This is a genomic window from Acinetobacter sp. AOR43_HL (genome assembly GCF_027854635.1).
GTDB classification, from domain to species: Bacteria; Pseudomonadota; Gammaproteobacteria; order Pseudomonadales; family Moraxellaceae; genus Acinetobacter; species Acinetobacter pittii.
Window position 1 is genome coordinate 83,785 of record NZ_JAKTHX010000007.1, and the last position, 22,052, is coordinate 105,836.

A 22,052-nucleotide genomic window follows, 5' to 3' on the forward strand; every position below is an offset into this window, starting at 1 on the left:
CTTAACGCACAATACCACGTTCTGATTGCTCAACAGAGTCAATTAATAATTGAGCTTCTGGAACATTCGGAAGAATATCATTTTTAATCTGCTCAACAGCTTGAACAGAAGTCAGGCCTGATTTAAAAATCAATTTATAAGCTTCTCTAAGACCTTGAATTGTATCCTTAGACCAACCCTTTCGGCGCATACCTTCTATATTAATACCAAACGCATGTGCTGGATTACCAGATGCCATAACATAAGCTGGCACATCTTTTAAAATTAAAGATGCTCCACCAACCATACTGTAAGAATCGATTTTACAGAATTGATGAATTCCCGAATTACCACCAATAATGACATGATCACCAATATGGACGTGTCCAGCAACACCAACATTATTTGCGAAAATATTATGATCACCAACAATACAGTCATGTGCAATATGCGTATTAACCATCAATAAGTTATGACTACCTATTTTAGTTAAAGCATTATCTTGTACAGTTCCTCTATGTAAACTGCAATGCTCACGAATTAAATTATGATCTCCAATCTCTAACCAAGTTTCTTCACCTTGATATTTCAAGTCTTGGCAAACTTCACCAACACTTGCAAACTGGAAAATCTCATTATTTTGACCAATTTTGGTAAAACCACCAACTACAACATGTGAATGTAATTTAGTACCAGCGCCAATCGTCACATTTGGACCAATAATACAATAAGGTCCTATCTGGACATCCGGGGCAATCACTGCAGATGGATCAATAATGGCCGTAGAATGAATTAAATCGTGATTGCTCATGCCTGCTCTGTTTTTTGGTGTGAAATCATAATTTCAGCGGTTGTTGCTACAATACCGTCAACGGTAGCCGTACAGTTATATTTGTAGATACCGCGTTTTTGCATTACTAATTCAGATTTTAATACAAGTTGGTCGCCAGCAACTACTTGTTTTTTAAATCTTACCTTTTCTGCACCAGCAAAGAGGAATAAAGAACCTGGTTTTGGCGTCTCATTGTTCATAATAAAACCTAGAACGCCCGAAACTTGAGCTAATGCTTCTACAATTAGAACACCCGGCATAATTGGATATTCTGGAAAATGTCCTTGTAGGAACTCTTCATTGATAGAAACATTTTTATAACCAACAATACTATTGTCAGTAACTTCAGTCACACGATCAACCAATAAGAAAGGATAACGATGCGGCAAATATTGACGAATCGTTTGAATCTGCATTGGTAATTCAGGGATGGCAAATTTAGGTGTAGTTGACTCGGTCATAATATTCTATTTACGCAAATTAAAAGTTGATTCAAGAGACTCTATTTGAGCTTGTATATGATCAAGTCGTTTAGTGATCTGGGTCAATGGCACATCTGCTAATTGTCGCAAGCGTACAATTGTCTTTTTCCAATGGCTATTTTCAAATAATCCAATTCCTGAAGAATAGGTACCAGCTTCAGAAATATTTTTTGTGACCATTGACATTCCTGTTAAAGTCACGTTATCAGTGATTGAAAGGTGACCAGACACACCGCAGGCTCCTGCAAGAATACAGTTTTTGCCAATATTAGTGCTTCCAGCAATTCCACATTTAGCAGCAATAGCTGTATTGGAACCAATATGGACGTTATGTGCGATTTGCACAAGATTATCAATAATTACCCCATCTTCCAAAATCGTATTATCTAGTGCCCCTCGATCAATACTACAATTTGATCCAATGCGGACATCATTACCAATGATAACTGAACCTAATTGAGCAATACGATGCCATTTACCCTGATATGGTGCAAAGCCAAAGCCTTCACTACCAATTACAGTACTTGCATGAACTCGAACACGATCAAGTAATTTAGAACCGCCAGTAATGGTGACATGTGAATCAATAAAACAATCCTTGCCAATTTCTACATTATCATCCAAACGAGTATGAGACTGAATAATCGTGTTCTCACCTACTACACAATTTTCACCAATTACAACGTAATGGCCAATATATGCTTTTTCAGAAATAATTGCTGAAGGATGAATTTGAGCAGTACTTTCAATACCTATTGATGTGATCTTTTTATCAAAAGCATGCGTAAGTATGGCAAAAGCTAAATATGGATTATCAACAATAATAAAATTTTGTTTATCAGTAAGCTGTTCTTTAATAGAGCTTGTAACAATGTACGCACCCGCACGGCTAGCCTTTGCTTGATCAATATACTTTTCGCCATTTACGAAAGTAATATGAGAAGGTTCAGCATTTTCTAAACTTGCTAGGTTTATAAATTGAAGACTACCCGCACCGACTAACTCACCATTCACTAGGTGAGCTAGTTCATCTAAACGATAATGTTGTACTTTCATTAATTTATTTCATTGAATTAACCTTTTGTATCATTTTATCAGTTAAATCATATTTAGCGTCATAGGCAACGGTCGAATTTTTATTCAAAATGAAGTCAAGATTATTTTCTTTTCGTAATTGTTCAGCTGCTTGCTTCACACGTGTCTCAAAAGTTGAGTTCATTCCTTGCAAACTAGTTTGAACTTTAGATTGCAAGCCTTGTTGAGTTGAATTAAATTCATTTAATTTTGACTGATATTGGGTCTGAAGCTTTTTAATATCATCTTCTTTCATTTTTTGCCCTTGGGTTTGGGCTTGACGTTGAAGACCTTCTAACTCTTTACCCAACTGCTCAAGACGAGTTGTTGTTGGTTTAACAGATTGATTTAAACTTGCATTTTGTTGTTTTAAATAAGTACTACTTTCAACAACTTTAGCAAGATCAATAACGCCATAACCAGCTGCATTAGTCATAGCAGAAACTGTAAGGCCCAATCCTAACATTAATATATTTAATTTTTTCATTTAAATTTGTGTCCTTATTGCATGTTTAGTCAAGTCGTACTTAGAAAGTACGACCGATTTCAAACTGGATCTCTTTAGTTTCATCACCAGGCTTATCATTTAGAGGGAATGCATAGCTAAGAGATAATGGCCCAATCATAGTGATCCATGTGAAGCCAACACCTACGCTATAACGCATATTACCTAAGTCGAAGCCATAGTTATCTTCACAGTATTTTTTAGCATCTGCGATTTGCTGACCATTCATAATCATAGAATAAGACCCAACGTCACACTTGGTATCGAATACCTGACCGCCTTCAGCAAATAAAACTGGACGTACTTGGCGAGTCCAGTCCCCTTTGAAAGGTAACGGTAAAGCTAATTCAGTACCAAACTGAACTAAAGCATTACCACCCACTTCTTCTGGAGAAGAGTCATTTTTACCTTCCTCTTGTAAATTCACGCTTGAATATTTCGGCCCCAAGGTACTGTTGTCATAACCACGAACAGAACCATAACCACCCGCATAGAAGTTTTTATAGAATGGCAAATCATTACCATAACCAAGCTTACCATAACCACGCAATACAAAACCTGAATTACCGATTGGTAAAAATGCTTGTGTATCATAAGTTACTTTTTGGTAATCGACATCACTACCCGGCAAACCAATTTCAAGTCCTACTCGATGAGACATACCTGAAGTTGGGAAAATTGGACGGTTTAATGTGTTATATGACCAACCTAAATTCAAATTATAAGTAAAGAACTCACCCTCAAATGCACTTCCATAAGGCTCAGAAGTTTTGCCATCTGGACACTTATACAATCCTGTTGTTGGATCTTTCTCAAGGTCAACGAGGCAGTAAGTACTTGTTGAAGTGGTTTTCCCACCATTTGCCTTTAAGTAGTCACGTACATAAGTAGAGACATAAGGACCAGTTGTTACTTTAGTATTATCAACACCGACAGAAGCACTTAGGCTTTGGTTTTCATCAATTGGGTAACCAAAACTTAAACTACCACCAAAACTATCGGTAACATAGTTATTAACGTTGTAGTCATCATTTAGCTTTGTTTTACGATAATAAACGTTATAACCGCGGCTTACCCCATCAATCGTGAAGTAAGGGTCGGTAACACTTAAGTTATAGTAGTCTTGAGTTTCAGAACGAGATAAATCGATCGAAACACGATTACCCGTTCCCATAAAGTTAGTTTGACTCAAACCTGCTTGGAAAGTGATACCACCACTTTGCGAGTAACCTACCGCTAACGTCGTAGTTCCCGAATGCTGTTCTTCAACATTTACGTTTAAGTCCACCTGATCTGGTGAATTTGGAATACGAGCTGGTTTAATATCAACTGTTTTGAAGAATCCAGTACGCTCTAAACGAACCTTAGACAAATCAATTTTTTCATTACTCGCTAAAGCGCCTTCCATTTGACGCATTTCACGACGCAATACTTCATCGGCAGTTTTACTATTACCTGTAAAGTTAATACGACGTACGGTTACTTGCTGACCTGGGTTTACATAATAGTTTAAGTCAACAACACCCGTTTCGTTATTAATTTGCGGAACAACATTTACATCTGCAAAGTAATAACCAGCATTACCATATTTACGCAATAACAATTGCTTAACAGCATTTACCTTTTCTTGAGAATAGGTATCGCCATCTTTATAGATTTTTAAAGCTTGCAGTTCTTCAGGTTTATAAAGTGCGTCACCTAAAAATTTGGTTTGACCAAATTTGAACTGACTACCTTCCTCTACTGCAACTTCAATAAAGATATTCTTTTTATCTTCACTAATATTAAGCTGTGAGTTATTGATATGAAAATTGATATAACCTTTATTCAGATACATAGCACGCAAAGCTTCAAGGCTCGCTGCCATTTTTTCTCTAGCATAACGGTCATTACGAGTTACAACTGAAGCCCAACCACTTTCTTTAACTGCGAAAGCTTGTTTAATTTCACTGTCTTTAAAAACAGTATTACCAATAATATTGATATTAAAAACTTTAGCTGCCGTACCTTCATTAAAATTTAATTTAAGTTCAACACGGTTATTTGGGCGAGCTATCGTATCAACAGTTACATCAGCATCATAACGGCCTTGCTGAGTATATTGCTGCTCTAATTCAGTTTCAATTGTTTGTAAAGCTGACTTCTTAAAAACTTCGCCTTCAGCAATGCCCATTTTTTTGAGGCCTTGCTCTAAAGCCTCTTTAGGAATAAGTTTGTTACCCTTAAATTCAAGTTTTGAAATAATTGGGCGCTCTACGACATTAAAAACTAAAGTATCGTTATCTCTTGATGCTTTAATATCGTCAAAAAGTCCAGTGGCATACAATGTTCGAATTGCTTCTGCGATCATCGGTTCATTAACGCGATCGCCACTGTTGATTGGCAACATGGTAGAAACATTTGCAGGAGTAAGACGGACCAAACCATCTACACGAATATCTCGAACAACGAAATCATCAGCTGCATATGCTTGTTGTACCGCTGCCATAGCGCTAACAAGTGCCAAAGGCATTAAAAAATGTGTGTGCCGCATGCCAGTTTTTCCAGTAAGTTATAAATCCATATACGTTTACAAACGCATAAAATCGTTAAATAAAGCTAAAAGCATCATACTACCGAGCAGTACCATACCAATTTTTAGACCAAACATTTGTATTTGTTCAGAAACAGGCTTCCCACGAATAGCTTCAATAATGTAATAAACGAGGTGCCCACCATCAAGCATTGGAATTGGTAATAAATTTAAAATTCCAAGACTTACACTCATTAAAGCCATAAATGAGATAAAAGTCTGCCATCCCATTTCTGCACTTTGTCCCGCTACTTTCGCGATTGTAATTGGTCCAGAAAGATTCTCTAGACCAATCAATCCTTTAACCATTTTTACTATTGAACTCAATATCATGCTAGAGATTTGGCTAGTCTTATCTAGCGACATCTGGAAAGCTTGTAATGGAGTATATTGAATTGTTTGCTTATATTCGTCAGGAATTGTAATTTTTCCTGCATCGCTTTTTACGCCTAAAACCCCACTCACTTGCCCCATATTGTCACGCTTTCCTTGGGGCATAACTTGCAAATGAACGAGCTGACCATTACGTAACACATCAATACCAAGTAATTTTTCTGGTGAATGTTGCACAATTTCCACAACATCAAACCAGTCTTTCATTACTTGACCATTAATTGAAACAATACGATCACCGACTTTCATTCCTTGACGAATTGCTGCCCCATCTGCAGTCAACTCAGTTACAACAGCGGGAATAACGGGACGATAAGGTAAAAAACCTAATACATCTAAAGCTGATTCATTTTGATTTTTTAAAAAATCTTTAATTGGTAAAACAATATTTTTTTCAGTACCTGCACGATCTACATCGATATTCAAGTTACCAGTTTCACCTACACGATCAATCAAAGCAAAGTTAAGTTTTTCCCAAGTTTGAGTTTCCTTTCCGTCAACAGCAATAATCTTGTCACCTACTTGTAGTTGAGCTGTTGCTGCTGGCGAGTTGGGTATAACTTTACCCACTCTTGTATTTAGTTGTTCCTGTGCTGGTAAAAATAAAATCCAGAAAAGTAAAACAGCAAAAATCAAGTTAATTAAAGGTCCAGCCGCAACAATTGCTATACGCTTCCATGGTTTTTGACGGTTAAATGCATAAGGTAAATCTTGCTCTGCAACATTACCTTCACGCTCATCGAGCATTTTTACATAACCACCTAGAGGCAAAGCTGAAAGTTGGTACTTAATTCCAGATTTTTTTGATGTCCATTTAAGTAATGTCGGACCAAAACCGATGGAATAGACTAGAACCTTAACACCAAGTTTTCGTGCCACCCAATAATGACCGAACTCATGAATTGCAATTAATGGACCGAGCAAGAGAGCTGCTGCTGCAATCATAAATAATGCGCTCATTTCAGCCTCCTATACTTGATATATACTGCTGTGCTACATGTCGTGCTACTTCGTCTTTATTCAAAATAGACTCGATATTATCAGCAACTGAGTTTTCCAATTTTTGCAAAGTATGCTCTACCACTTGTGGGATATTTGTAAATCCAATCTGTTCCTTTAAAAATGCAGCAACGGCAACCTCATTTGCAGCATTTAAAATAGTAGGTGCCAACCCTCCCGCACGCATTGCCTGACGAGCTAAATCAAGTGCTGGAAATTTCTGGATATCCGGTGCTTGAAAATTAAGCTGAGAATACTCAAATAAATCTAAAGCAGGAACATTAGTCTGTAAACGTTCTGGCCATGCTAATGCATGGGCAATCGGTGTACACATGTCTGGATTACCCATTTGAGCCAATGTTGAACCGTCAACATATTGCACCATAGAATGAATAATACTTTGTGGATGAACAACAACTGTAACAAAATGTTCAGATATTGAAAACAAATGACACGCCTCGATCAACTCCAACCCTTTATTCATAAGAGTAGCTGAGTCAACTGAGATTTTCTGTCCCATAGACCAGTTGGGATGCTTACAAGCCTGGGCAGGAGTAACTTTTTCTAATTGTTCTAACGAATGGTTTAAAAATGGTCCACCTGAAGCGGTCAATAAGATTCTTGATACACCCTGTTGCGGTTGTCCATTTCTTTCAGCGTCTAAATAGTTATGAGGTAAAGACTGAAAAATAGCGTTGTGTTCAGAATCTACCGGTAATAATAATGCCTGATGATCACGTGCTGCTTGCATCATGATTTCACCAGACATGACCAAGGCTTCTTTATTAGCAAGCAATACGCGTTTACCAGCTTTTACAGCCGCTAATGTTGGTAATAAACCAGCTGCTCCAACAATTGCAGCCATAACTACATCAACATCAGGGTGAGATGCGATACTTACCAGCCCTTCCTGATCAGTCAAAATTTCAATATTTTGTAATTCACTCTTTACAAATAAAGCTGCTAATTCGTCAACTTTTTGCTTTGGAACAACTACAACTTTTGGTTGAAATTGTTTACATATATCAACCAATTCAGAAATTCGACTATGAGCTGAAATTGCAAATACTGAATACTTATCAGGATGTTGATTTAAAATTTTTAAGGTACTTTGCCCAATGGAACCGGTTACACCCAATATGCAAACAGATTGTGTCATTTATAAATCTACACCAATAAGTTTTAATATATACATTCCCGTTGCAAAGATCGGGGCTGCAGCAAGTAAAGAATCAATACGATCTAAAACACCACCATGACCAGGTAGTACACGTCCAGAATCTTTAATACCAGCACGACGTTTAATCATCGACTCAAATAAATCACCTAAAACTGAACCGAATACTGTAATCAGTGACAATATAAGAAACAGGATTTGCTGAATTAAAGTTAAATTTAGATACTGGTATTGCACAACCAACATTACCAGTATGGTCGTGATAACACCACCATATAAACCTTCTACTGATTTGTTCGGACTTACCGTTGGTGCTAGTTTTCTTTTACCAAATTTACGGCCAACAAAGTAAGCACCACTATCTGCACCCCACACGAGCAAGAACAGATACATTAACCACCATGGCGAACTTTGCCAAACAACAAAAATTGAAGTTACCGCAGCACAAACTAAAATAATGCCAATTACATATAGAGTAGCGTTATACCACCCATCAAATTCAGGAAAAGATTTGACCCAATAAACACTTACAAGCCAAGTCAAAATTGAAGCTGACCATAAAAGTAATGCAATATCATGGAAAAATAGAGCAACGCCTGAAACAAATGCAACAAGCAGACCGTAGCACCAAGCTTTTGGCTTTACAGCATTTACAGTTTCATGAGGCATTAATTTATACCATTCATACCCCGCTACTCCTGCTGCTACAATCATAAGAACCAACATTGGATAATGTGATTGCGTAGCAAACATACAGCCTAAAACAACTGCGACAAGTACCAATGCGGTAACAATCCGCTCTAACATTATAAGTTCTCTATTTTCTCTTGCTGAATTTGTTCAGATGTTTTGCCAAAACGACGTTCACGTCCCGAAAAAACATTCAATGCATGATCGAATTCTTGTACTGTAAATTCTGGCCATAAAGTATCAGTAAAATACAGTTCAGCATATGCTGCTTGCCATAACAAGAAATTAGATATGCGATAATCTCCACCTGTACGGATCAATAAGTCCACAGCAGGCAGATCGTTTAGACTGACATATTTTTCGAACAAATCAACATTTATTTGATCAGCACCAAATTCACCACGGGAAACCGCTTCAGCAACTTGTTTTGCTGCATTTGCAATATCCCACATCCCACCATAGCTCACAGCAATAGTTAAGGTCATAGTGTTATGGTGTGCTGTCTGTTGCTCTGCATCTTCCATTAAGGCAACTAGGTGTGACGGTAATCTGGAACGATCACCTATGAAACGCAAAGCAATATTAAATTTCTTCATGCGAGGTATTTGCTCATGAATAGTTTCTTCAAGAAGCTTCATAAGCAGATCGACTTCAAATTGTGGTCGATTCCAGTTTTCGCTTGAAAATGCAAAAACCGTTAAAGCACGAATACCTGTTTTTTTACAATGTTCAACGATAGGATCAAGAACATTTTTACCCTCTCGATGTCCATCACCTTTTTGCATTTGATTTTTTTTTGCAAAGCGGTTGTTGCCATCCATGATGATGGCAACATGCTTAGGAAGATGATACTCTTCTGAATCGGTCATAAAATTAGACCTTCATCAATTCTGCTTCTTTCGCTGCAAGACGCTTGTCTACTTCTGCAACATATTTGTCAGTGATTTTCTGGATATCGTCACCTGCACGGCGCTCATCATCTTCAGAGATTTCTTTCTCTTTTAATAATGCTTTGATATCACCTAATACATCACGACGAATATTACGAATTGCAACTTTTGCATTTTCAGCTTCGCTACGCGCAATTTTTTGCATATCACGACGTGTTTCTTCAGTTAATGCAGGTAAAGGTACACGAATTGCATCCGCAGTAATCGGGTTTAAACCAAGATCACTCTCACGAATTGCCTTATCAATAGCTGAAACCATTGTACGTTCAAATGGCTGAACAAGAAGTGTACGAGAATCTTCAACACCAACGTTTGCCACTTGATTTAAAGGCACATCAGAACCGTAGTAAGGAACCATTACCCCATTTAAGATTGATGGGTGTGCACGGCCGGTACGAACTTTAGCAAACCCTAGTTCCAAAGACTCAAGAGTTTTCAACATACGCTGTTCGCTGTCTTTTTTCAGATCGTTAATCATATGATCTACCTTACTTATTTATTCAAGGATGTTTTAACAAATTTAATTTAGCGCTAGTATAAAGAGCTTTCGTCAACACGTACATTATTTAGTAACGCGTGTACCTTCTTTTTCGCCCATGACTACTGACAATAGCGCGCCTGATTTATTCATATCAAAAACTTGTAATGGCACATTATGGTCACGACATAAACAAATAGCTGTCAAATCCATAACACCAAGTTTTTCGTCCAATACCTGATCAAAGGTTAAATGATCATATTTAACCGCATCTTCGTATTTACTTGGATCTTTATTATATACGCCATCTACTTTGGTCGCTTTTAGAATTAAATTTGCTTCAATTTCAATTCCGCGTAAGCAAGCTGCCGTATCAGTCGTAAAAAATGGATTTCCTGTACCAGCAACAAAAACACAAACTTCACCTTGACTCAAGTGACGGATAGCATCACGACTTGAATAAGACTCTACTACTGTACCAATTGGTAATGCAGACATAAGGCGAGTTCTGATATTACGGCGAACCAATGCATCACGCATAGCCAAGCCATTCATTACAGTTGCAAGCATACCCATTTGATCGCCTGTTACACGACCAACCAAGCCATCCTTTTGCAACTGACTACCACGATACAAGTTACCGCCACCAACAACGATACCCACTTGCACACCCAAGCCAACTAAGTGAGCAATTGAAAGGGACATTTGATCAAGGACTTGAGCATCAATACCCATGTCTTTGTTACCTGATAATGCTTCACCAGATAGTTTTAATAAAATGCGTGAATAACGGGGGCTAATTGTTTCCGCCATGAGTTTGCTCCAAAACCTCTTAAACTGAATGCTTTTTTGAATCGTTATCGATTAAACCGACTTAATTTTAATTAACTTTGCAAATAAGTCGTATTCATCCGCATCGGTGATTTCGACTTCTAACATATCGCCTGGTTGAATCGTGCTCTTATCGATATCTTCTACAAAGACATTACCGTCAATTTCCGGAGCATCGGCATAAGAACGTGCAACAGCAACAGGATATTCATCTTCCAAACTATCGACTAATACAGTCATCGTTTGACCAATACGTTTTTGCAACTTAGCAGCAGAAATTTGTTGCTGCACTTGCATAAAGCGCTCGTAACGCTCTTGCTTAATTTCTTCAGGCACATGATTGGGTAAATCATTTGCCGTAGCGCCTTCTACTGGTGAGTAGGTAAAGCAGCCAACACGATCAAGTTCAGCTTCAACCAACCAATCGAGCAATATTTGAAAATCTTCTTCAGTTTCGCCTGGGAAACCCACTACAAATGTAGAACGAATCACAAGATCCGGGCATTTTTCACGCCACAATTTAATTTTTTCGAGTGTATTTTCACTGTGAGCCGGACGCTTCATTAACTTAAGAATGCGCGGGCTTGCATGTTGGAATGGAATATCAAGATATGGCAGGATTTTACCTTGTGCCATTAAATCAATAACCGCATCAACATGTGGGTATGGATAAACATAATGTAAGCGCACCCAGATGCCAAGTTGACCTAGTGCTTCACACATATCAAAGAATTTTGTTTTAACAGGCTGGCCATTCCAGAAATCAAGTTTGTACTTGGTATCTACACCATAAGCTGATGTATCTTGGGAAATAACCAAGATTTCTTTAACACCTGCTCTTTTAAGCGCAGCGGCTTCTTCGAGTACACTTCCAACTGGACGCGATACTAGATCGCCACGCATACTTGGGATAATACAGAAGGTACAACGGTGGTTACATCCTTCAGATATTTTTAAATAGGCATAATGTTTTGGTGTTAAGCGAATTCCTTGTTCAGGAACTAAATCAACAAACGGGTTGTGTTTAGGTGGTGCTGGGACATATTCATGTACAGCTTCCATTACATCTTGATAAGCTGCTGCACCAGTAACCTTTAAAACATTTGGATGCATTTGACGAATTTTGTCTTCGTCTTTACCTAAGCATCCAGTAACGATTACTCGACCATTTTCACTCATGGCCTCGCCAATTGCATCTAGCGACTCTTGTACCGCAGATTCGATAAAACCACAGGTATTAACAACAACTAAATCAGCACCATCATAATCTGATGCAACTTGATAACCTTCAGTCTTTAACTGAGTTAAAATTCGTTCAGAATCTACCAATGCCTTAGGACAACCTAAAGAAACAAAACCGACTTTGGGGGTCTTCATGAATCTGCGCTCCACTTGAATGCGCGTATTGTATGTCTTTTCTTGTCTCAAGCATAGGTGGAAAGCCTACTCTTTGTGTAATGCACCAAAATACGACCAACATTTGCACCAAAACTCACCTTTGCACCAAGTTGGATCATGTTATTATCTATATTCAAGCCATCAGTTTTGATCAACCGATATAAAGACCGATTTCAGCGCGTTTTTAAATACTTTAAAACTTTAAAATAACCCATAAACAAAGTTGGCGTATATTTTGCATCGTTCATGTTCTATAACGGTGAAAATCCGATAACCAATGAAGATGCCATTGCGCTATTTTAAGACAGGAACGATTCGCTAATGGATCAACACAACCCTATCGACTATCGCCTATTGGTAGACAACTTAACTACTGCGATTTTATTGATCGATAGTAACTTGAATATTTTTTACTTAAATTCTGCCTGCGAAGCACTATTTGACATTAGTTTGCTTCGAGCTTCAGGACAGCCGGTTTTGAATCTACTTCATGCGCCTGATGATACTTTTAATACACATGAAGCGTTATTAAACACTATTAAAACGGGTCAACCTTATACTCGTCGAGAAGCGGTTATTAATGTCAACTTTAAAGACCTTCATGTTGATTATACAGTGTCTCAATTAAATGCAGGTAAAAGTTATCACCCATTACTCTTAATTGAGCTCAATCCGATTGATCGTATGTTAAAGATTTCTAAAGAAGAAAATCTGGTACAACAACATCAGGTGGCTAGGCAGCTTGTGCGTGGCGTTGCGCACGAAATTAAGAACCCACTGGCAGGTATTCGTGGTGCAACTCAATTACTCGCACGCAGTTTGAATGATAAAAGTTATGCTGAATTTACAGATGTCATTATTAATGAAGTAGATCGCTTAACGAACTTGGCAGATACCATGTTGGGTTCTAGACAACTCCCAAGTTATGAAAATGTTAACGTACACGAGCCTTTGGAGCGAGTGCGTTCACTTATCGCCAACCAGACAAAGAAGAAAATTAAAATTATACGAGATTATGATTTGTCTTTACCGGATGTTAATGCCGATCGTGATCAGTTAATACAGGTCATGCTCAACATTAGTGTAAACGCAATTCAAGCTATAACAGAAAACAAAGCATTTTTTATAGATCACGAACCGGAGTTAATTCTACGTACACGTATACAACGTCTTGTCACAATTAACGGTGTACTAAATCGATCTACAGTGCGAGTCGATATAGAGGACAATGGACCAGGCATTCCTGAAAGTATTTTGGAGTCAGTATTCTATCCATTGGTTACTGGACGAGCAAAAGGTACTGGGCTTGGCCTGAGTATTGCACAGAATATTATGCATCAACATAACGGAATGATTGAATGCCAATCTGTTCCTGGAAAAACAATTTTTAGCTTATATTTACCTTGGGAGTCAGACCGTGTCGCGAAATAAAATATGGGTTATTGATGATGATCGCGCCATGCGATGGGTATTGGAAAAGACCTTTAAAGAGGAAGGTTTTGATGTTACCAATTTTGAAGAAGCTCAAACTGCGCTTGAACGTTTGCACCATGATGCTCCCGATGTCATCTTAACTGACATCCGCATGCCTGGAATTGATGGTTTAACTTTTTTATCTAAAGTCAAAAACACTCATCCAGATTTACCTGTCATTATTATGACAGCACATTCTGACTTAGAGTCTGCCGTATCAAGCTATCAAACAGGCGCGTTTGAATATTTACCAAAGCCTTTTGATATTGATGAAGCTTTAGCTTTAGTCAATCGCGCAATCCTGCATATTAATAAACTACAACAGCAAGAAGCTACAAAAACAGCCTCACCTCTTCAATCAACAGAAATTATTGGTGAATCTCCGGCAATGCAGGAGGTTTTCCGTGCTATCGGCCGTTTATCGCAATCTCATATTACTGTTTTAATTAATGGTGAATCGGGTACGGGTAAAGAATTAGTTGCTCATGCTTTACACAAGCACTCCCCACGCCGTGCCAAGCCTTTTATTGCTTTAAATATGGCTGCGATACCAAAAGACTTGATTGAAACCGAGTTATTTGGTCATGAAAAAGGCGCTTTCACAGGGGCAAATACTCAGCATCAAGGCCGCTTTGAACAGGCAAATGGCGGAACACTGTTCCTTGATGAAATTGGTGATATGCCATTTGAAACTCAGACTCGATTGCTTCGCGTACTCGCTGACGGTGAGTTCTATCGTGTAGGCGGACACATTCCCGTTAAAGTAGATGTTCGAATTGTTGCGGCAACGCATCAGGATTTAGAAAAGCTAGTAAATGAAGGTCGCTTCCGTGAAGACTTATATCACCGCTTAAATGTGATTCGTATTCACATTCCTAAGCTTGCCCACCGTAGTGAAGATATTCCAATGCTTGCGCAGCATTTCCTTGCGCGTGCAGGTAAAGAGCTTGGCGTAAGTCCAAAAATCCTACGCACTGAAACAACGGACTACATGCAACAGTTACCATGGCCGGGTAATGTACGACAACTTGAAAATACTTGCCGCTGGCTAACTGTAATGATTACTGGCCGCGAAGTTTATCCAGAAGATTTACCTTCTGAGCTCAAACAAGTTCCATTGCAAAAGAATAGTGATTCTAGTCAACCGGCACCTTCATTTGAGCGTATTTCTCTACATCATTGGGATGAACTACTAAATCAATGGGCTATTCAAAAGCTTAAAAATGGTGAAATGAAAATTTTGGATATTGCCACACCAATGTTTGAACGCACGTTGATTAACGCAGCTTTGCAACAAACACGTGGACGCAAACGTCACGCAGCGGAATTATTGGGCTGGGGTCGCAATACCTTAACACGCAAGTTAAAAGAACTTGGAATGGATTCTGCAGATGATGACGAAGAAGATGAGCACAAGGTGACTCAAACTGAAGCCTAGAAATCTCATTATTTAACTTCAGAGCGGTTAAGTCATTCTTAGCCGCTTTATTTTTAAATCAGATTTTTCTTAAAATATAATGTAAACACAAGGTTACATCATCAAACCCTTCTACAACCAACTCTAAGCTTATATTTTGTATTAGTTTATTTTTTGAATTAGTCACTTACTGTTCAGCATATGATCTAAAAAAATGGTTATGGCCATCACTAAAGATAGTTTTGCTATACTAGATAAGCAAAGTCAGTTGTTGTTATTAAATTTTATGCATGATTCAGTCCTGGATTCACATCACCTTGCATGTGAGAAGCCTCAAACACGCCGCGGTATTGAACGTCGTTTAGCTCTATTGTTAAGCGCGACCGAGCTGTTCCTAGAGAAAGGATATGATGCCGTATCTCTCGATGATATTGTTAATCATGCTGGTGGCTCCAAGGCTTCTATTTATAAATATTTTGGCAATAAGGAAGGACTTTTTACTGCTATTTGTGATCATAAACGTGAAATGTTTTTTAAAGATATTTGCATTCCATTCCAACCTGAGAAAAGCACTTTAAGAGAATATCTGATTCAAACACTTAATCGTGTATATGTTCATATTATTCAGCCCGAACATGTTGCATTTTTAAGACTTATTATTGAACAGACCGAATGTAACACTGTCCTCATACAATACTTATATGACAAATGGGTACATAATTTACAAAACACACTTACTCAAGCATTAGAGTTTGCGGATAAATCAGGCGAAATTACATGTAATTCTCCGTATTATTCTTCACTCATGTATTTTGGGATTTTACGAGATATTGAATGGCGTATGATTATGGGTATGCCAGCCCTTCCAGATGAGAAAGAAGCTTTTGATTATATTGAATATTGTGTAGATATTTTTTTAAAAGGCCATCATAAAGTCTAATTCTTTTGCATTTTAAAATGCTTATAGTATAGTAGACTTCTTTTTTCCCACATCCACCCAGCCAACAACAGATAATTGTTATATTTCAAAACAATTATTATGGAGTAGCTACATGGCTCTAAGACATTTCCTGACTTTACGTGATCTATCCACTCTAGAACTTAATCGCATTTTAGAACGCGCAAGCGAGCTTAAAAAAATGCAACATGACAATAAGGTCTACCAGCCTTTTGTTGGTAAAGTATTGGGAATGATTTTTGAGAAATCAAGTACGCGTACACGTATCTCTTTTGAAGCAGGTATTAACCAATTTGGCGGTAGTGCGATTTTTTTATCGCCTCGTGACACACAATTAGGCCGTGGTGAACCAATCGAAGATTCAGCACGTGTAATTTCAAGTATGCTTGATATTGTGATGATTCGTACTTTTGGTCATGACATTGTTGAACGTTTTGCATCTTATTCAAAAGTTCCTGTAATTAACGGCCTAACTGATGATCATCATCCATGCCAGTTACTTGCTGACTTACAAACTTATATTGAACATCGCGGCAGCATTGAAGGCAAAACCGTTGCTTGGATTGGTGATGGCAATAATATGTGTAATTCATATATTGAAGCTGCGCACATGATGGGTTTCAAACTCAAAATTGCATCGCCAAAAGGATATGAACCTAAACCTGAATTTTTAGCGGAGTTTGGTCATTGCGTTGAGCTTTATGATAATGCGGAAGATGCAGCAGTAAATGCTGACCTCATCGTGACTGATGTATGGGCAAGTATGGGCCAAGAAGAAGAGCAAAAACTTCGTGAAAAAGCCTTTGCTGATTTTCAAGTTAACGAAAAATTAATGAGCCTTGCTCACCCAGATTGTTTATTCATGCACTGCTTACCTGCTCATCGCGGCGAAGAAATTTCTGAAACCATGCTCGATTATAAAAATGCAGTCGTATGGGATGAAGCAGAAAACCGTCTCCATGCTCAAAAAGCTTTAGTCGAATTTTTATTAAATGAAAATTTAAAGAAAGCTTAAATTTTGAGTTTAAAAAAACAGCATCTTTATGATGCTGTTTTTTATTTTATAAGACTTGTACTTTTCCAGTTAATTATTTTTAAAAATTTGATAACGTTGCCGAATATATAAGCAGGCTGTATTTCAACTATTCTCTAGAATCGTGTATAACATTCTACACAATAAGCTAAGCCTACTCTTGTAGAGTGCGATCATGACAACCCTTGAACAATCATTATCTCAAATTCCCGCATTTTCGATTATTCATGAACATTTATTTAGCTCGGCCCAGCCTTCTGCTGAACAACTAAAATTGATTAAAGAGTTTGGTTGTAGCACAGTCATTAACCTTGCTTTAACTAATGCTTCAAATCATCTTGAGAATGAAGACCGTATTTGTTTAGACCTTGGTTTAAATTATATTCATATTCCAATTGATTGGGAGATGCCTTCTGCTGAACAGTGCTTATTAGTTTTAGATTTGATTGATCATTTAGTGCAAAATGAAATTGTTTGGATACATTGCGCCAAAAATAAACGCGTAAGTTGCCTTATGTATGTCTATAGACAGTTTTATATGAATATGGATATGCCGACTTCTCAGGATTTATTACACGAAATTTGGGAACCTAATGAGACTTGGACTGGACTCATCCATAGTATTACCTTACAGCTACAAGGCCGTAAGGCAACTTTAGAACTTCAACAGTCTTTGCAGCAGGCCGATCACTTGGTGTGATGAGAGACTAAAACAGTCGCTGTAGCCAAAATACCTTCTTGACGACCGGTAAACCCAAGTTTTTCGGTTGTCGTTGCTTTAATACTAATTTGATTAATATCTACATTTAGAACATCAGCAATGCTTTGACGCATTTCAAGATTATGCTTAGCTAATTTTGGGCGCTCGCAAGCCACCGTAATATCGGCATTATTTAACTGATAACCACGGTCTAAGATTAATTGATAAACATGCTTTAACAATACTCGGCTATCTGCGCCTTTGTATTCTGGGTCAGTATCAGGAAAATGTTGTCCAATATCTCCAAGCGCTAAAGCACCTAATAAAGCATCACATAGCGCATGAAGTACAACGTCACCGTCAGAGTGCGCTTTCAAACCATGTGTATGTGGAATTTGTATACCCGCCAATGTAACGAAGTTCCCCTCTTCAAAGGCATGTACATCCATTCCTTGTCCAATACGAATCTGAGCAACCATATAAATTATTACCTTCCATAAAAACTTAAGAAATCTTGTATTCAGCCGTTCTGTTTCGCTATAGTACACCTAGCAAAGTAGACTGAAAGTATAAACGATCATGCTGTCTAATACTGATATGAATCAATTGAAAAGATTAAGTTTTGTCGTGACACTGAGTTGTTTATGTTCACCTTTTGTCTTTGCAGAATCAATAGACTGCTCCAATACTGGAGCTGAGCTTAAAATCTGTTCAAAAACATTTAGTGAATCGAGAAAGCAACTCAATAATAAATATCTTTCTGCATATTTAGTTACTGATGCCCCCTTACAGCTTTTACAGGATACGCAAAAGTTATGGTCTAAACATACTCAGCAATGCAAGAGTAATACATGTATTCAACAACAGTTTGATTTACGTACTGATGACTTAAATTTTTATGCTTCACTTAAGCAAACGCTTACCCAGCATTATCTTAAGTTTGAAAATGGACATATAGCAGCTCAGCCTGTACACATTCAAGTCCATCAGCTCGCGAAAGATAAAATTAAGATTGAAGGGATAGCATACCGCAATCCAAATAACCGCAAAGAAACTCAAACGATCTCATTGATGGCCTATAGTTCACCTGAACAAAAAAGTGAAATTTTAGACAATGAGCACAACTGTAAATATCAGTTTAATTTTCAAAAAGCTTTACTTAATGTGAAAACTCAGCAAAAAGGCTGTGAACGTTTTAGCGGAATCTACCGCCTATATGATTAACGCTTAAAATAAAAGCCAGTGTTTGAACACTGGCTTTTTACTTTCTACGCTGGATATTTTTGAGCAATATCCTGACCGACTAAAACTGCGGTTGCCGCAGACAAAGTCCAACCTAAATGCCCATGCCCTGTATTATAAAAAACACGAGGTTGTTTAGATTGCTTAACAACAGGCAGCATATTCGGCATCATTGGTCTTAACCCTGCCCAAGGCACCACATGCTCAGTTGAAATATCAAAGTTACGATTAACCCAATTCACTAATGGTTGAATACGATCAGCCCGTATGTCGCGGTTATAGCCATTAAACTCAGCAGTCCCTGCCACACGCAGTCGATCTTTACCTAAACGAGAAGTCACAATTTTTGCACTTTCATCTAGTAAACTCACCCAAGGAGCATTCTTTACGCTGTGCTCATCTTTTAATTGCACGGTAATTGAATAACCTTTTACTGGGTACACATTTACTCGCTCACCAATCATATCGGCAAGTTGATAGCTCCCTACACCACCACAAACAACAAGTACATCACCTTCAAGCTGAATGTTATCAGACTCAACCAGATAAGGATGCTCAGCACTTGGTTGACAAGTTACAACTACTTTGTCTGCGCTGCACTTAATATCCATAACTTCTAGGCCGAACTTATATTGAACGCCATATTCTTTAGTCTTCTCAGCCAAAGAGGTTGAATATTTATGAATATCACCCGTCGCATCACTTGGTGTGTAATAGCCACCGAAATAGTCACCCGTCAAAGATGGTTCTATTGTTTTCATTTCATCAGGTGAAACCGAATAGCGTTCCAATGTACCTTTGTTCAATACGTTATTAACTTGTTTAGCAATCTCGTAGTCAGCCTTACTGTGATACATATGGAGGATTCCACGTTTCTCCAAATCAAACTCAAGCTGCTCTTTTTCAGCAACTTCAAACAAACGCTTACGAGCCAGCAATGCCAAACGAACCGTCTCAATCGTATTCGCTTCATAGTTTTTAATATGTGATAGAAATTCAACTAACCAACTATATTTATGCAAACTAAATGAAGGGTTCAACAGTAGAGGAGCATCTTTTTGTCTCATCCATTTAAAGCCTTTAATGACGGTGGCTTTTTGGTTCCATACTTCGGCGTTACAAGCCGATAATTGCCCTCCATTGGCAAATGATGTTTCCATTGCAGGATATAAATGTCGATCAATCACTGTGACTTGATAACCCAGTTGCGATAATTCATAAGCAGAGGTAACCCCTGTGATTCCCGCACCTATCACAATAACATGTGGCATAACAGACTCCTCAGAAATGCAAAAACATTTCATCAGTACAGCCCATCTGTCATTGGTACCTGAGAGTTTCGACCCCAACGTTACCTTTTAACGTTTAGATCTTCCCCTTCGGTGAGTTTATAATTTATAAGTTATTGTTTTCCATTCTTATAAATCTAAGCTTCTCTCCAGATTTTTTAATTATTACAGTCCTTTTGCCTGAGAGTTTCCGGGCTTGTTGCTCCTTCGGCGGGTTCTTAAAGAACCTCTCTCCCGCAATAATTTTGTATTTATATAAGCAATGTATCTGCCACATTGAAAAAAACGCATTCTTTTCTTGTAAACTTTTGTATAAGCAATCTTAAAATTATAAGACACTGATTTAATTAGAAAATAAAAAAGGTGAATTTTTATAAATTCACCTTTTACACTTAAATTAGAGTTTTCCGTTGAGCACTTGGTCTGAAACCGTACCTTTCCATTGCTCACGCAAGGTGGGTAAGTAGAATTTTTCACCAATAGTGACCAGTTCAGCATCAATCAATGCATGAACTTCGTGCATAAAAATATAATCTAGAGTAACTAAAGAAAGCTGATGATTTTTTTGCGCTGTTTTCTTACGTTTTAGCTGTGCTTGTTTCACTAGATCATTTGCAAAGTTTTTATCTTTATAAGCAGTAATTGCATTTAAACGAAGCTCAATAACACCCCATCCCGCTAATAGCTTTTTAAAGATTTCAAAATCTTTTGAGGTTGATTCCCACGTTACGTTTTCTAGATCATTATCTTCAGGTAAAACTGGTAATAATAAATCCGCTGTACTTGGGAAAATCTTTTTAAGATTTAACAGAAACTTAACCGGCTGATCACTAGGATAATCATTAAATTGCACATGTTGTTGGGTATCTGTCAAATAAATAGAGAGCATTCAAAAATCCTTAACTAAGCAGCTGTTTTTAATAATTTTATCTCTAACTTTGCGAAATAAATGCAAAACAAAAAACAATATAAAAACAGGACAAGGTGGGCATTTTAACAATTATGACGGCTTATTCAACGCCAATTCGCCATTAATTAGTGAAAGTTTCAGCCTTTGTGATAAAAAGCTCTCCGAAGAGAGCTTAACTTTAAATAGAACATCAAAAATCCGTTGTAATTCTTGGTTTCGATTAACCTTGATATTGATCAACTTTATAATTTGGCTGATCTACAAGCAGTTCAATAAAAGTCGGAATAGATGTAGTGTTAAGCAGATAAGGATTAAATTCATCAACATGATGATGATGAAAGAACTCTTTTATTTTCGTGTTAATGGGAGCAAATTTCATACTCCAATGTTTAAATAGCCGTTGTTCGGATGGTTCTGAAAAGATGATTTCACAGTTCTGATGTCTCGAATCTTTCAAAATTAATTTATAAAATAGCGATTCGACCTGTTCTTTCTCTCCTTCCAAATACTGCAAGAAGTATCCATTACCATAGTAAAGCACTCCTGTAATATCATTATGTGAATTGAATTTGACAGCTTCGGTGAGAATATCAATTAAATCTTGTTTTATTTGACTATGTTCACTATTGGTTTTACTTGCATACATAAAGCCTATTAAACTCATAGCGAT

Annotated in this window: 22 protein-coding genes and 1 riboswitch; of the genes, 6 read left to right on the plus strand and 16 right to left on the minus strand. The window is 37.7% G+C overall.

Annotation, left to right across the window (positions count from 1 at the left end; all coding sequences use genetic code 11):
* Position 1: 1 nt before the first annotated feature.
* The 12 genes from lpxA to rimO form a co-directional block, all read right to left on the minus strand.
* The gene (gene lpxA / locus MKL33_RS02890) at positions 2-790 is read right to left on the minus strand and encodes an acyl-ACP--UDP-N-acetylglucosamine O-acyltransferase (RefSeq protein WP_017385998.1); all 789 of its coding nucleotides are present in this window, start codon (positions 788-790) and stop codon (positions 2-4) included.
* Positions 787-1,272 carry a 3-hydroxyacyl-ACP dehydratase FabZ gene (gene fabZ, locus MKL33_RS02895; protein ID WP_002115603.1) on the minus strand — a complete coding sequence of 162 codons (486 nt, stop codon included), beginning with the start codon at positions 1,270-1,272 and terminating at the stop codon, positions 787-789. The genes lpxA and fabZ overlap by 4 nt, the downstream gene beginning before the upstream one ends.
* A 6-nt stretch (positions 1,273-1,278) precedes the next feature.
* Complete coding sequence (lpxD, locus tag MKL33_RS02900) at positions 1,279-2,349, minus strand: UDP-3-O-(3-hydroxymyristoyl)glucosamine N-acyltransferase (RefSeq protein ID WP_069036930.1); 1,071 nt, start codon at positions 2,347-2,349, stop codon at positions 1,279-1,281.
* A gap of 4 nt (positions 2,350-2,353) precedes the next feature.
* A complete protein-coding gene (locus tag MKL33_RS02905) occupies positions 2,354-2,854 on the minus strand; it encodes an OmpH family outer membrane protein (RefSeq protein ID WP_016145644.1) in 501 nt (166 codons plus the stop codon).
* A 40-nt stretch (positions 2,855-2,894) separates the two neighbouring features.
* Positions 2,895-5,405: an outer membrane protein assembly factor BamA gene (gene bamA, locus MKL33_RS02910; protein ID WP_069036929.1), complete on the minus strand. Its 2,511-nt coding sequence runs from the start codon at positions 5,403-5,405 to the stop codon at positions 2,895-2,897.
* Between the two features lie 36 nt (positions 5,406-5,441).
* Positions 5,442-6,797 (minus strand): RIP metalloprotease RseP, encoded by a 1,356-nt coding sequence (gene rseP / locus MKL33_RS02915; protein ID WP_069036928.1) that lies wholly within the window; start codon positions 6,795-6,797, stop codon positions 5,442-5,444.
* 1 nt (position 6,798) lies between these two features.
* Positions 6,799-7,995: a 1-deoxy-D-xylulose-5-phosphate reductoisomerase gene (gene ispC / locus MKL33_RS02920; RefSeq protein WP_032003819.1), complete on the minus strand. Its 1,197-nt coding sequence runs from the start codon at positions 7,993-7,995 to the stop codon at positions 6,799-6,801.
* On the minus strand, positions 7,996-8,820 hold the full coding sequence (locus tag MKL33_RS02925) for a phosphatidate cytidylyltransferase (RefSeq protein ID WP_014206990.1): 825 nt from the start codon (positions 8,818-8,820) through the stop codon (positions 7,996-7,998).
* Positions 8,820-9,572 (minus strand): polyprenyl diphosphate synthase, encoded by a 753-nt coding sequence (gene uppS / locus MKL33_RS02930; protein WP_002115643.1) that lies wholly within the window; start codon positions 9,570-9,572, stop codon positions 8,820-8,822. Before uppS ends, MKL33_RS02925 begins: the two co-directional genes overlap by 1 nt.
* 4 nt (positions 9,573-9,576) lie before the next feature.
* Entirely contained in the window at positions 9,577-10,131 is a 555-nt protein-coding gene (frr, locus tag MKL33_RS02935; protein WP_002115638.1) for a ribosome recycling factor, read from the minus strand.
* An 84-nt stretch (positions 10,132-10,215) separates the two neighbouring features.
* Positions 10,216-10,944: a UMP kinase gene (gene pyrH, locus MKL33_RS02940; protein WP_000852257.1), complete on the minus strand. Its 729-nt coding sequence runs from the start codon at positions 10,942-10,944 to the stop codon at positions 10,216-10,218.
* Between the two features lie 51 nt (positions 10,945-10,995).
* Complete coding sequence (gene rimO / locus MKL33_RS02945) at positions 10,996-12,339, minus strand: 30S ribosomal protein S12 methylthiotransferase RimO (RefSeq protein WP_227063398.1); 1,344 nt, start codon at positions 12,337-12,339, stop codon at positions 10,996-10,998.
* A gap of 342 nt (positions 12,340-12,681) precedes the next feature.
* Here rimO and glnL point away from each other — a divergent pair, with 342 nt between their 5' ends.
* The 5 genes from glnL to MKL33_RS02975 all read left to right on the plus strand — a co-directional run bounded on the left by glnL (position 12,682) and on the right by MKL33_RS02975 (position 17,941).
* Positions 12,682-13,791 (plus strand): nitrogen regulation protein NR(II), encoded by a 1,110-nt coding sequence (gene glnL, locus MKL33_RS02955; RefSeq protein WP_002115631.1) that lies wholly within the window; start codon positions 12,682-12,684, stop codon positions 13,789-13,791.
* Positions 13,778-15,271, plus strand: coding sequence for a nitrogen regulation protein NR(I) (gene glnG, locus MKL33_RS02960; RefSeq protein ID WP_002115702.1), 1,494 nt, complete (start codon positions 13,778-13,780; stop codon positions 15,269-15,271). The genes glnL and glnG overlap by 14 nt, the downstream gene beginning before the upstream one ends.
* 265 nt (positions 15,272-15,536) lie before the next feature.
* The gene (locus tag MKL33_RS02965; protein WP_202732906.1) at positions 15,537-16,190 is read left to right on the plus strand and encodes a TetR/AcrR family transcriptional regulator; all 654 of its coding nucleotides are present in this window, start codon (positions 15,537-15,539) and stop codon (positions 16,188-16,190) included.
* A 112-nt stretch (positions 16,191-16,302) separates the two neighbouring features.
* The gene (gene argF, locus MKL33_RS02970) at positions 16,303-17,223 is read left to right on the plus strand and encodes an ornithine carbamoyltransferase (RefSeq protein WP_005068890.1); all 921 of its coding nucleotides are present in this window, start codon (positions 16,303-16,305) and stop codon (positions 17,221-17,223) included.
* Between the two features lie 193 nt (positions 17,224-17,416).
* Positions 17,417-17,941 (plus strand): protein tyrosine phosphatase family protein, encoded by a 525-nt coding sequence (locus MKL33_RS02975; RefSeq protein WP_064784882.1) that lies wholly within the window; start codon positions 17,417-17,419, stop codon positions 17,939-17,941.
* On the opposite strand, the gene ispF is transcribed toward MKL33_RS02975, so the two are convergent.
* A complete protein-coding gene (ispF, locus tag MKL33_RS02980; protein WP_002115651.1) occupies positions 17,929-18,420 on the minus strand; it encodes a 2-C-methyl-D-erythritol 2,4-cyclodiphosphate synthase in 492 nt (163 codons plus the stop codon). The two genes, MKL33_RS02975 and ispF, sit on opposite strands and share 13 nt — an antisense overlap.
* Positions 18,421-18,520: 100 nt before the next feature.
* On the opposite strand from ispF, the gene MKL33_RS02985 reads away from it, so the two are divergent.
* Positions 18,521-19,165 carry an A1S_1983 family putative colistin resistance protein gene (locus tag MKL33_RS02985; protein ID WP_270906423.1) on the plus strand — a complete coding sequence of 215 codons (645 nt, stop codon included), beginning with the start codon at positions 18,521-18,523 and terminating at the stop codon, positions 19,163-19,165.
* Positions 19,166-19,209: 44 nt separating this feature from the next.
* Here MKL33_RS02985 and MKL33_RS02990 read toward each other — a convergent pair whose 3' ends face one another.
* The 3 genes from MKL33_RS02990 to MKL33_RS03000 all read right to left on the minus strand — a co-directional run bounded on the left by MKL33_RS02990 (position 19,210) and on the right by MKL33_RS03000 (position 22,046).
* Positions 19,210-20,454: a D-amino acid dehydrogenase gene (locus MKL33_RS02990; RefSeq protein ID WP_005068883.1), complete on the minus strand. Its 1,245-nt coding sequence runs from the start codon at positions 20,452-20,454 to the stop codon at positions 19,210-19,212.
* A 176-nt stretch (positions 20,455-20,630) separates the two neighbouring features.
* A riboswitch (glycine riboswitch) is annotated at positions 20,631-20,719 on the minus strand.
* A gap of 150 nt (positions 20,720-20,869) precedes the next feature.
* Positions 20,870-21,361 carry a hypothetical protein gene (locus tag MKL33_RS02995; protein WP_270906424.1) on the minus strand — a complete coding sequence of 164 codons (492 nt, stop codon included), beginning with the start codon at positions 21,359-21,361 and terminating at the stop codon, positions 20,870-20,872.
* A 241-nt stretch (positions 21,362-21,602) separates the two neighbouring features.
* Positions 21,603-22,046, minus strand: a complete 444-nt coding sequence (locus MKL33_RS03000) for a BLUF domain-containing protein (protein ID WP_017398952.1) — start codon at positions 22,044-22,046, stop codon at positions 21,603-21,605.
* Positions 22,047-22,052 lie beyond the last annotated feature (6 nt).

Bases quoted from the DNA above. Each gene is read 5' to 3' on its own strand.
- lpxA (WP_017385998.1), bottom strand. From the start codon at position 790: ATGAGCAATCACGATTTAATTCATTCTACGGCCATTATTGATCCATCT.
- fabZ (WP_002115603.1), bottom strand. From the start codon at position 1,272: ATGACCGAGTCAACTACACCTAAATTTGCCATCCCTGAATTACCAATG.
- glnL (WP_002115631.1), top strand. From the start codon at position 12,682: ATGGATCAACACAACCCTATCGACTATCGCCTATTGGTAGACAACTTA.
- rseP (WP_069036928.1), bottom strand. From the start codon at position 6,797: ATGAGCGCATTATTTATGATTGCAGCAGCAGCTCTCTTGCTCGGTCCA.
- frr (WP_002115638.1), bottom strand. From the start codon at position 10,131: ATGATTAACGATCTGAAAAAAGACAGCGAACAGCGTATGTTGAAAACT.
- ispC (WP_032003819.1), bottom strand. From the start codon at position 7,995: ATGACACAATCTGTTTGCATATTGGGTGTAACCGGTTCCATTGGGCAA.
- MKL33_RS02925 (WP_014206990.1), bottom strand. From the start codon at position 8,820: ATGTTAGAGCGGATTGTTACCGCATTGGTACTTGTCGCAGTTGTTTTA.
- uppS (WP_002115643.1), bottom strand. From the start codon at position 9,572: ATGACCGATTCAGAAGAGTATCATCTTCCTAAGCATGTTGCCATCATC.
- pyrH (WP_000852257.1), bottom strand. From the start codon at position 10,944: ATGGCGGAAACAATTAGCCCCCGTTATTCACGCATTTTATTAAAACTA.
- rimO (WP_227063398.1), bottom strand. From the start codon at position 12,339: ATGAAGACCCCCAAAGTCGGTTTTGTTTCTTTAGGTTGTCCTAAGGCA.
- MKL33_RS02965 (WP_202732906.1), top strand. From the start codon at position 15,537: ATGCATGATTCAGTCCTGGATTCACATCACCTTGCATGTGAGAAGCCT.
- lpxD (WP_069036930.1), bottom strand. From the start codon at position 2,349: ATGAAAGTACAACATTATCGTTTAGATGAACTAGCTCACCTAGTGAAT.
- argF (WP_005068890.1), top strand. From the start codon at position 16,303: ATGGCTCTAAGACATTTCCTGACTTTACGTGATCTATCCACTCTAGAA.
- MKL33_RS02975 (WP_064784882.1), top strand. From the start codon at position 17,417: ATGACAACCCTTGAACAATCATTATCTCAAATTCCCGCATTTTCGATT.
- MKL33_RS02985 (WP_270906423.1), top strand. From the start codon at position 18,521: ATGCTGTCTAATACTGATATGAATCAATTGAAAAGATTAAGTTTTGTC.
- MKL33_RS02990 (WP_005068883.1), bottom strand. From the start codon at position 20,454: ATGCCACATGTTATTGTGATAGGTGCGGGAATCACAGGGGTTACCTCT.
- MKL33_RS02905 (WP_016145644.1), bottom strand. From the start codon at position 2,854: ATGAAAAAATTAAATATATTAATGTTAGGATTGGGCCTTACAGTTTCT.
- bamA (WP_069036929.1), bottom strand. From the start codon at position 5,405: ATGCGGCACACACATTTTTTAATGCCTTTGGCACTTGTTAGCGCTATG.
- MKL33_RS02995 (WP_270906424.1), bottom strand. From the start codon at position 21,361: ATGCTCTCTATTTATTTGACAGATACCCAACAACATGTGCAATTTAAT.
- MKL33_RS03000 (WP_017398952.1), bottom strand. From the start codon at position 22,046: ATGAGTTTAATAGGCTTTATGTATGCAAGTAAAACCAATAGTGAACAT.
- ispF (WP_002115651.1), bottom strand. From the start codon at position 18,420: ATGGTTGCTCAGATTCGTATTGGACAAGGAATGGATGTACATGCCTTT.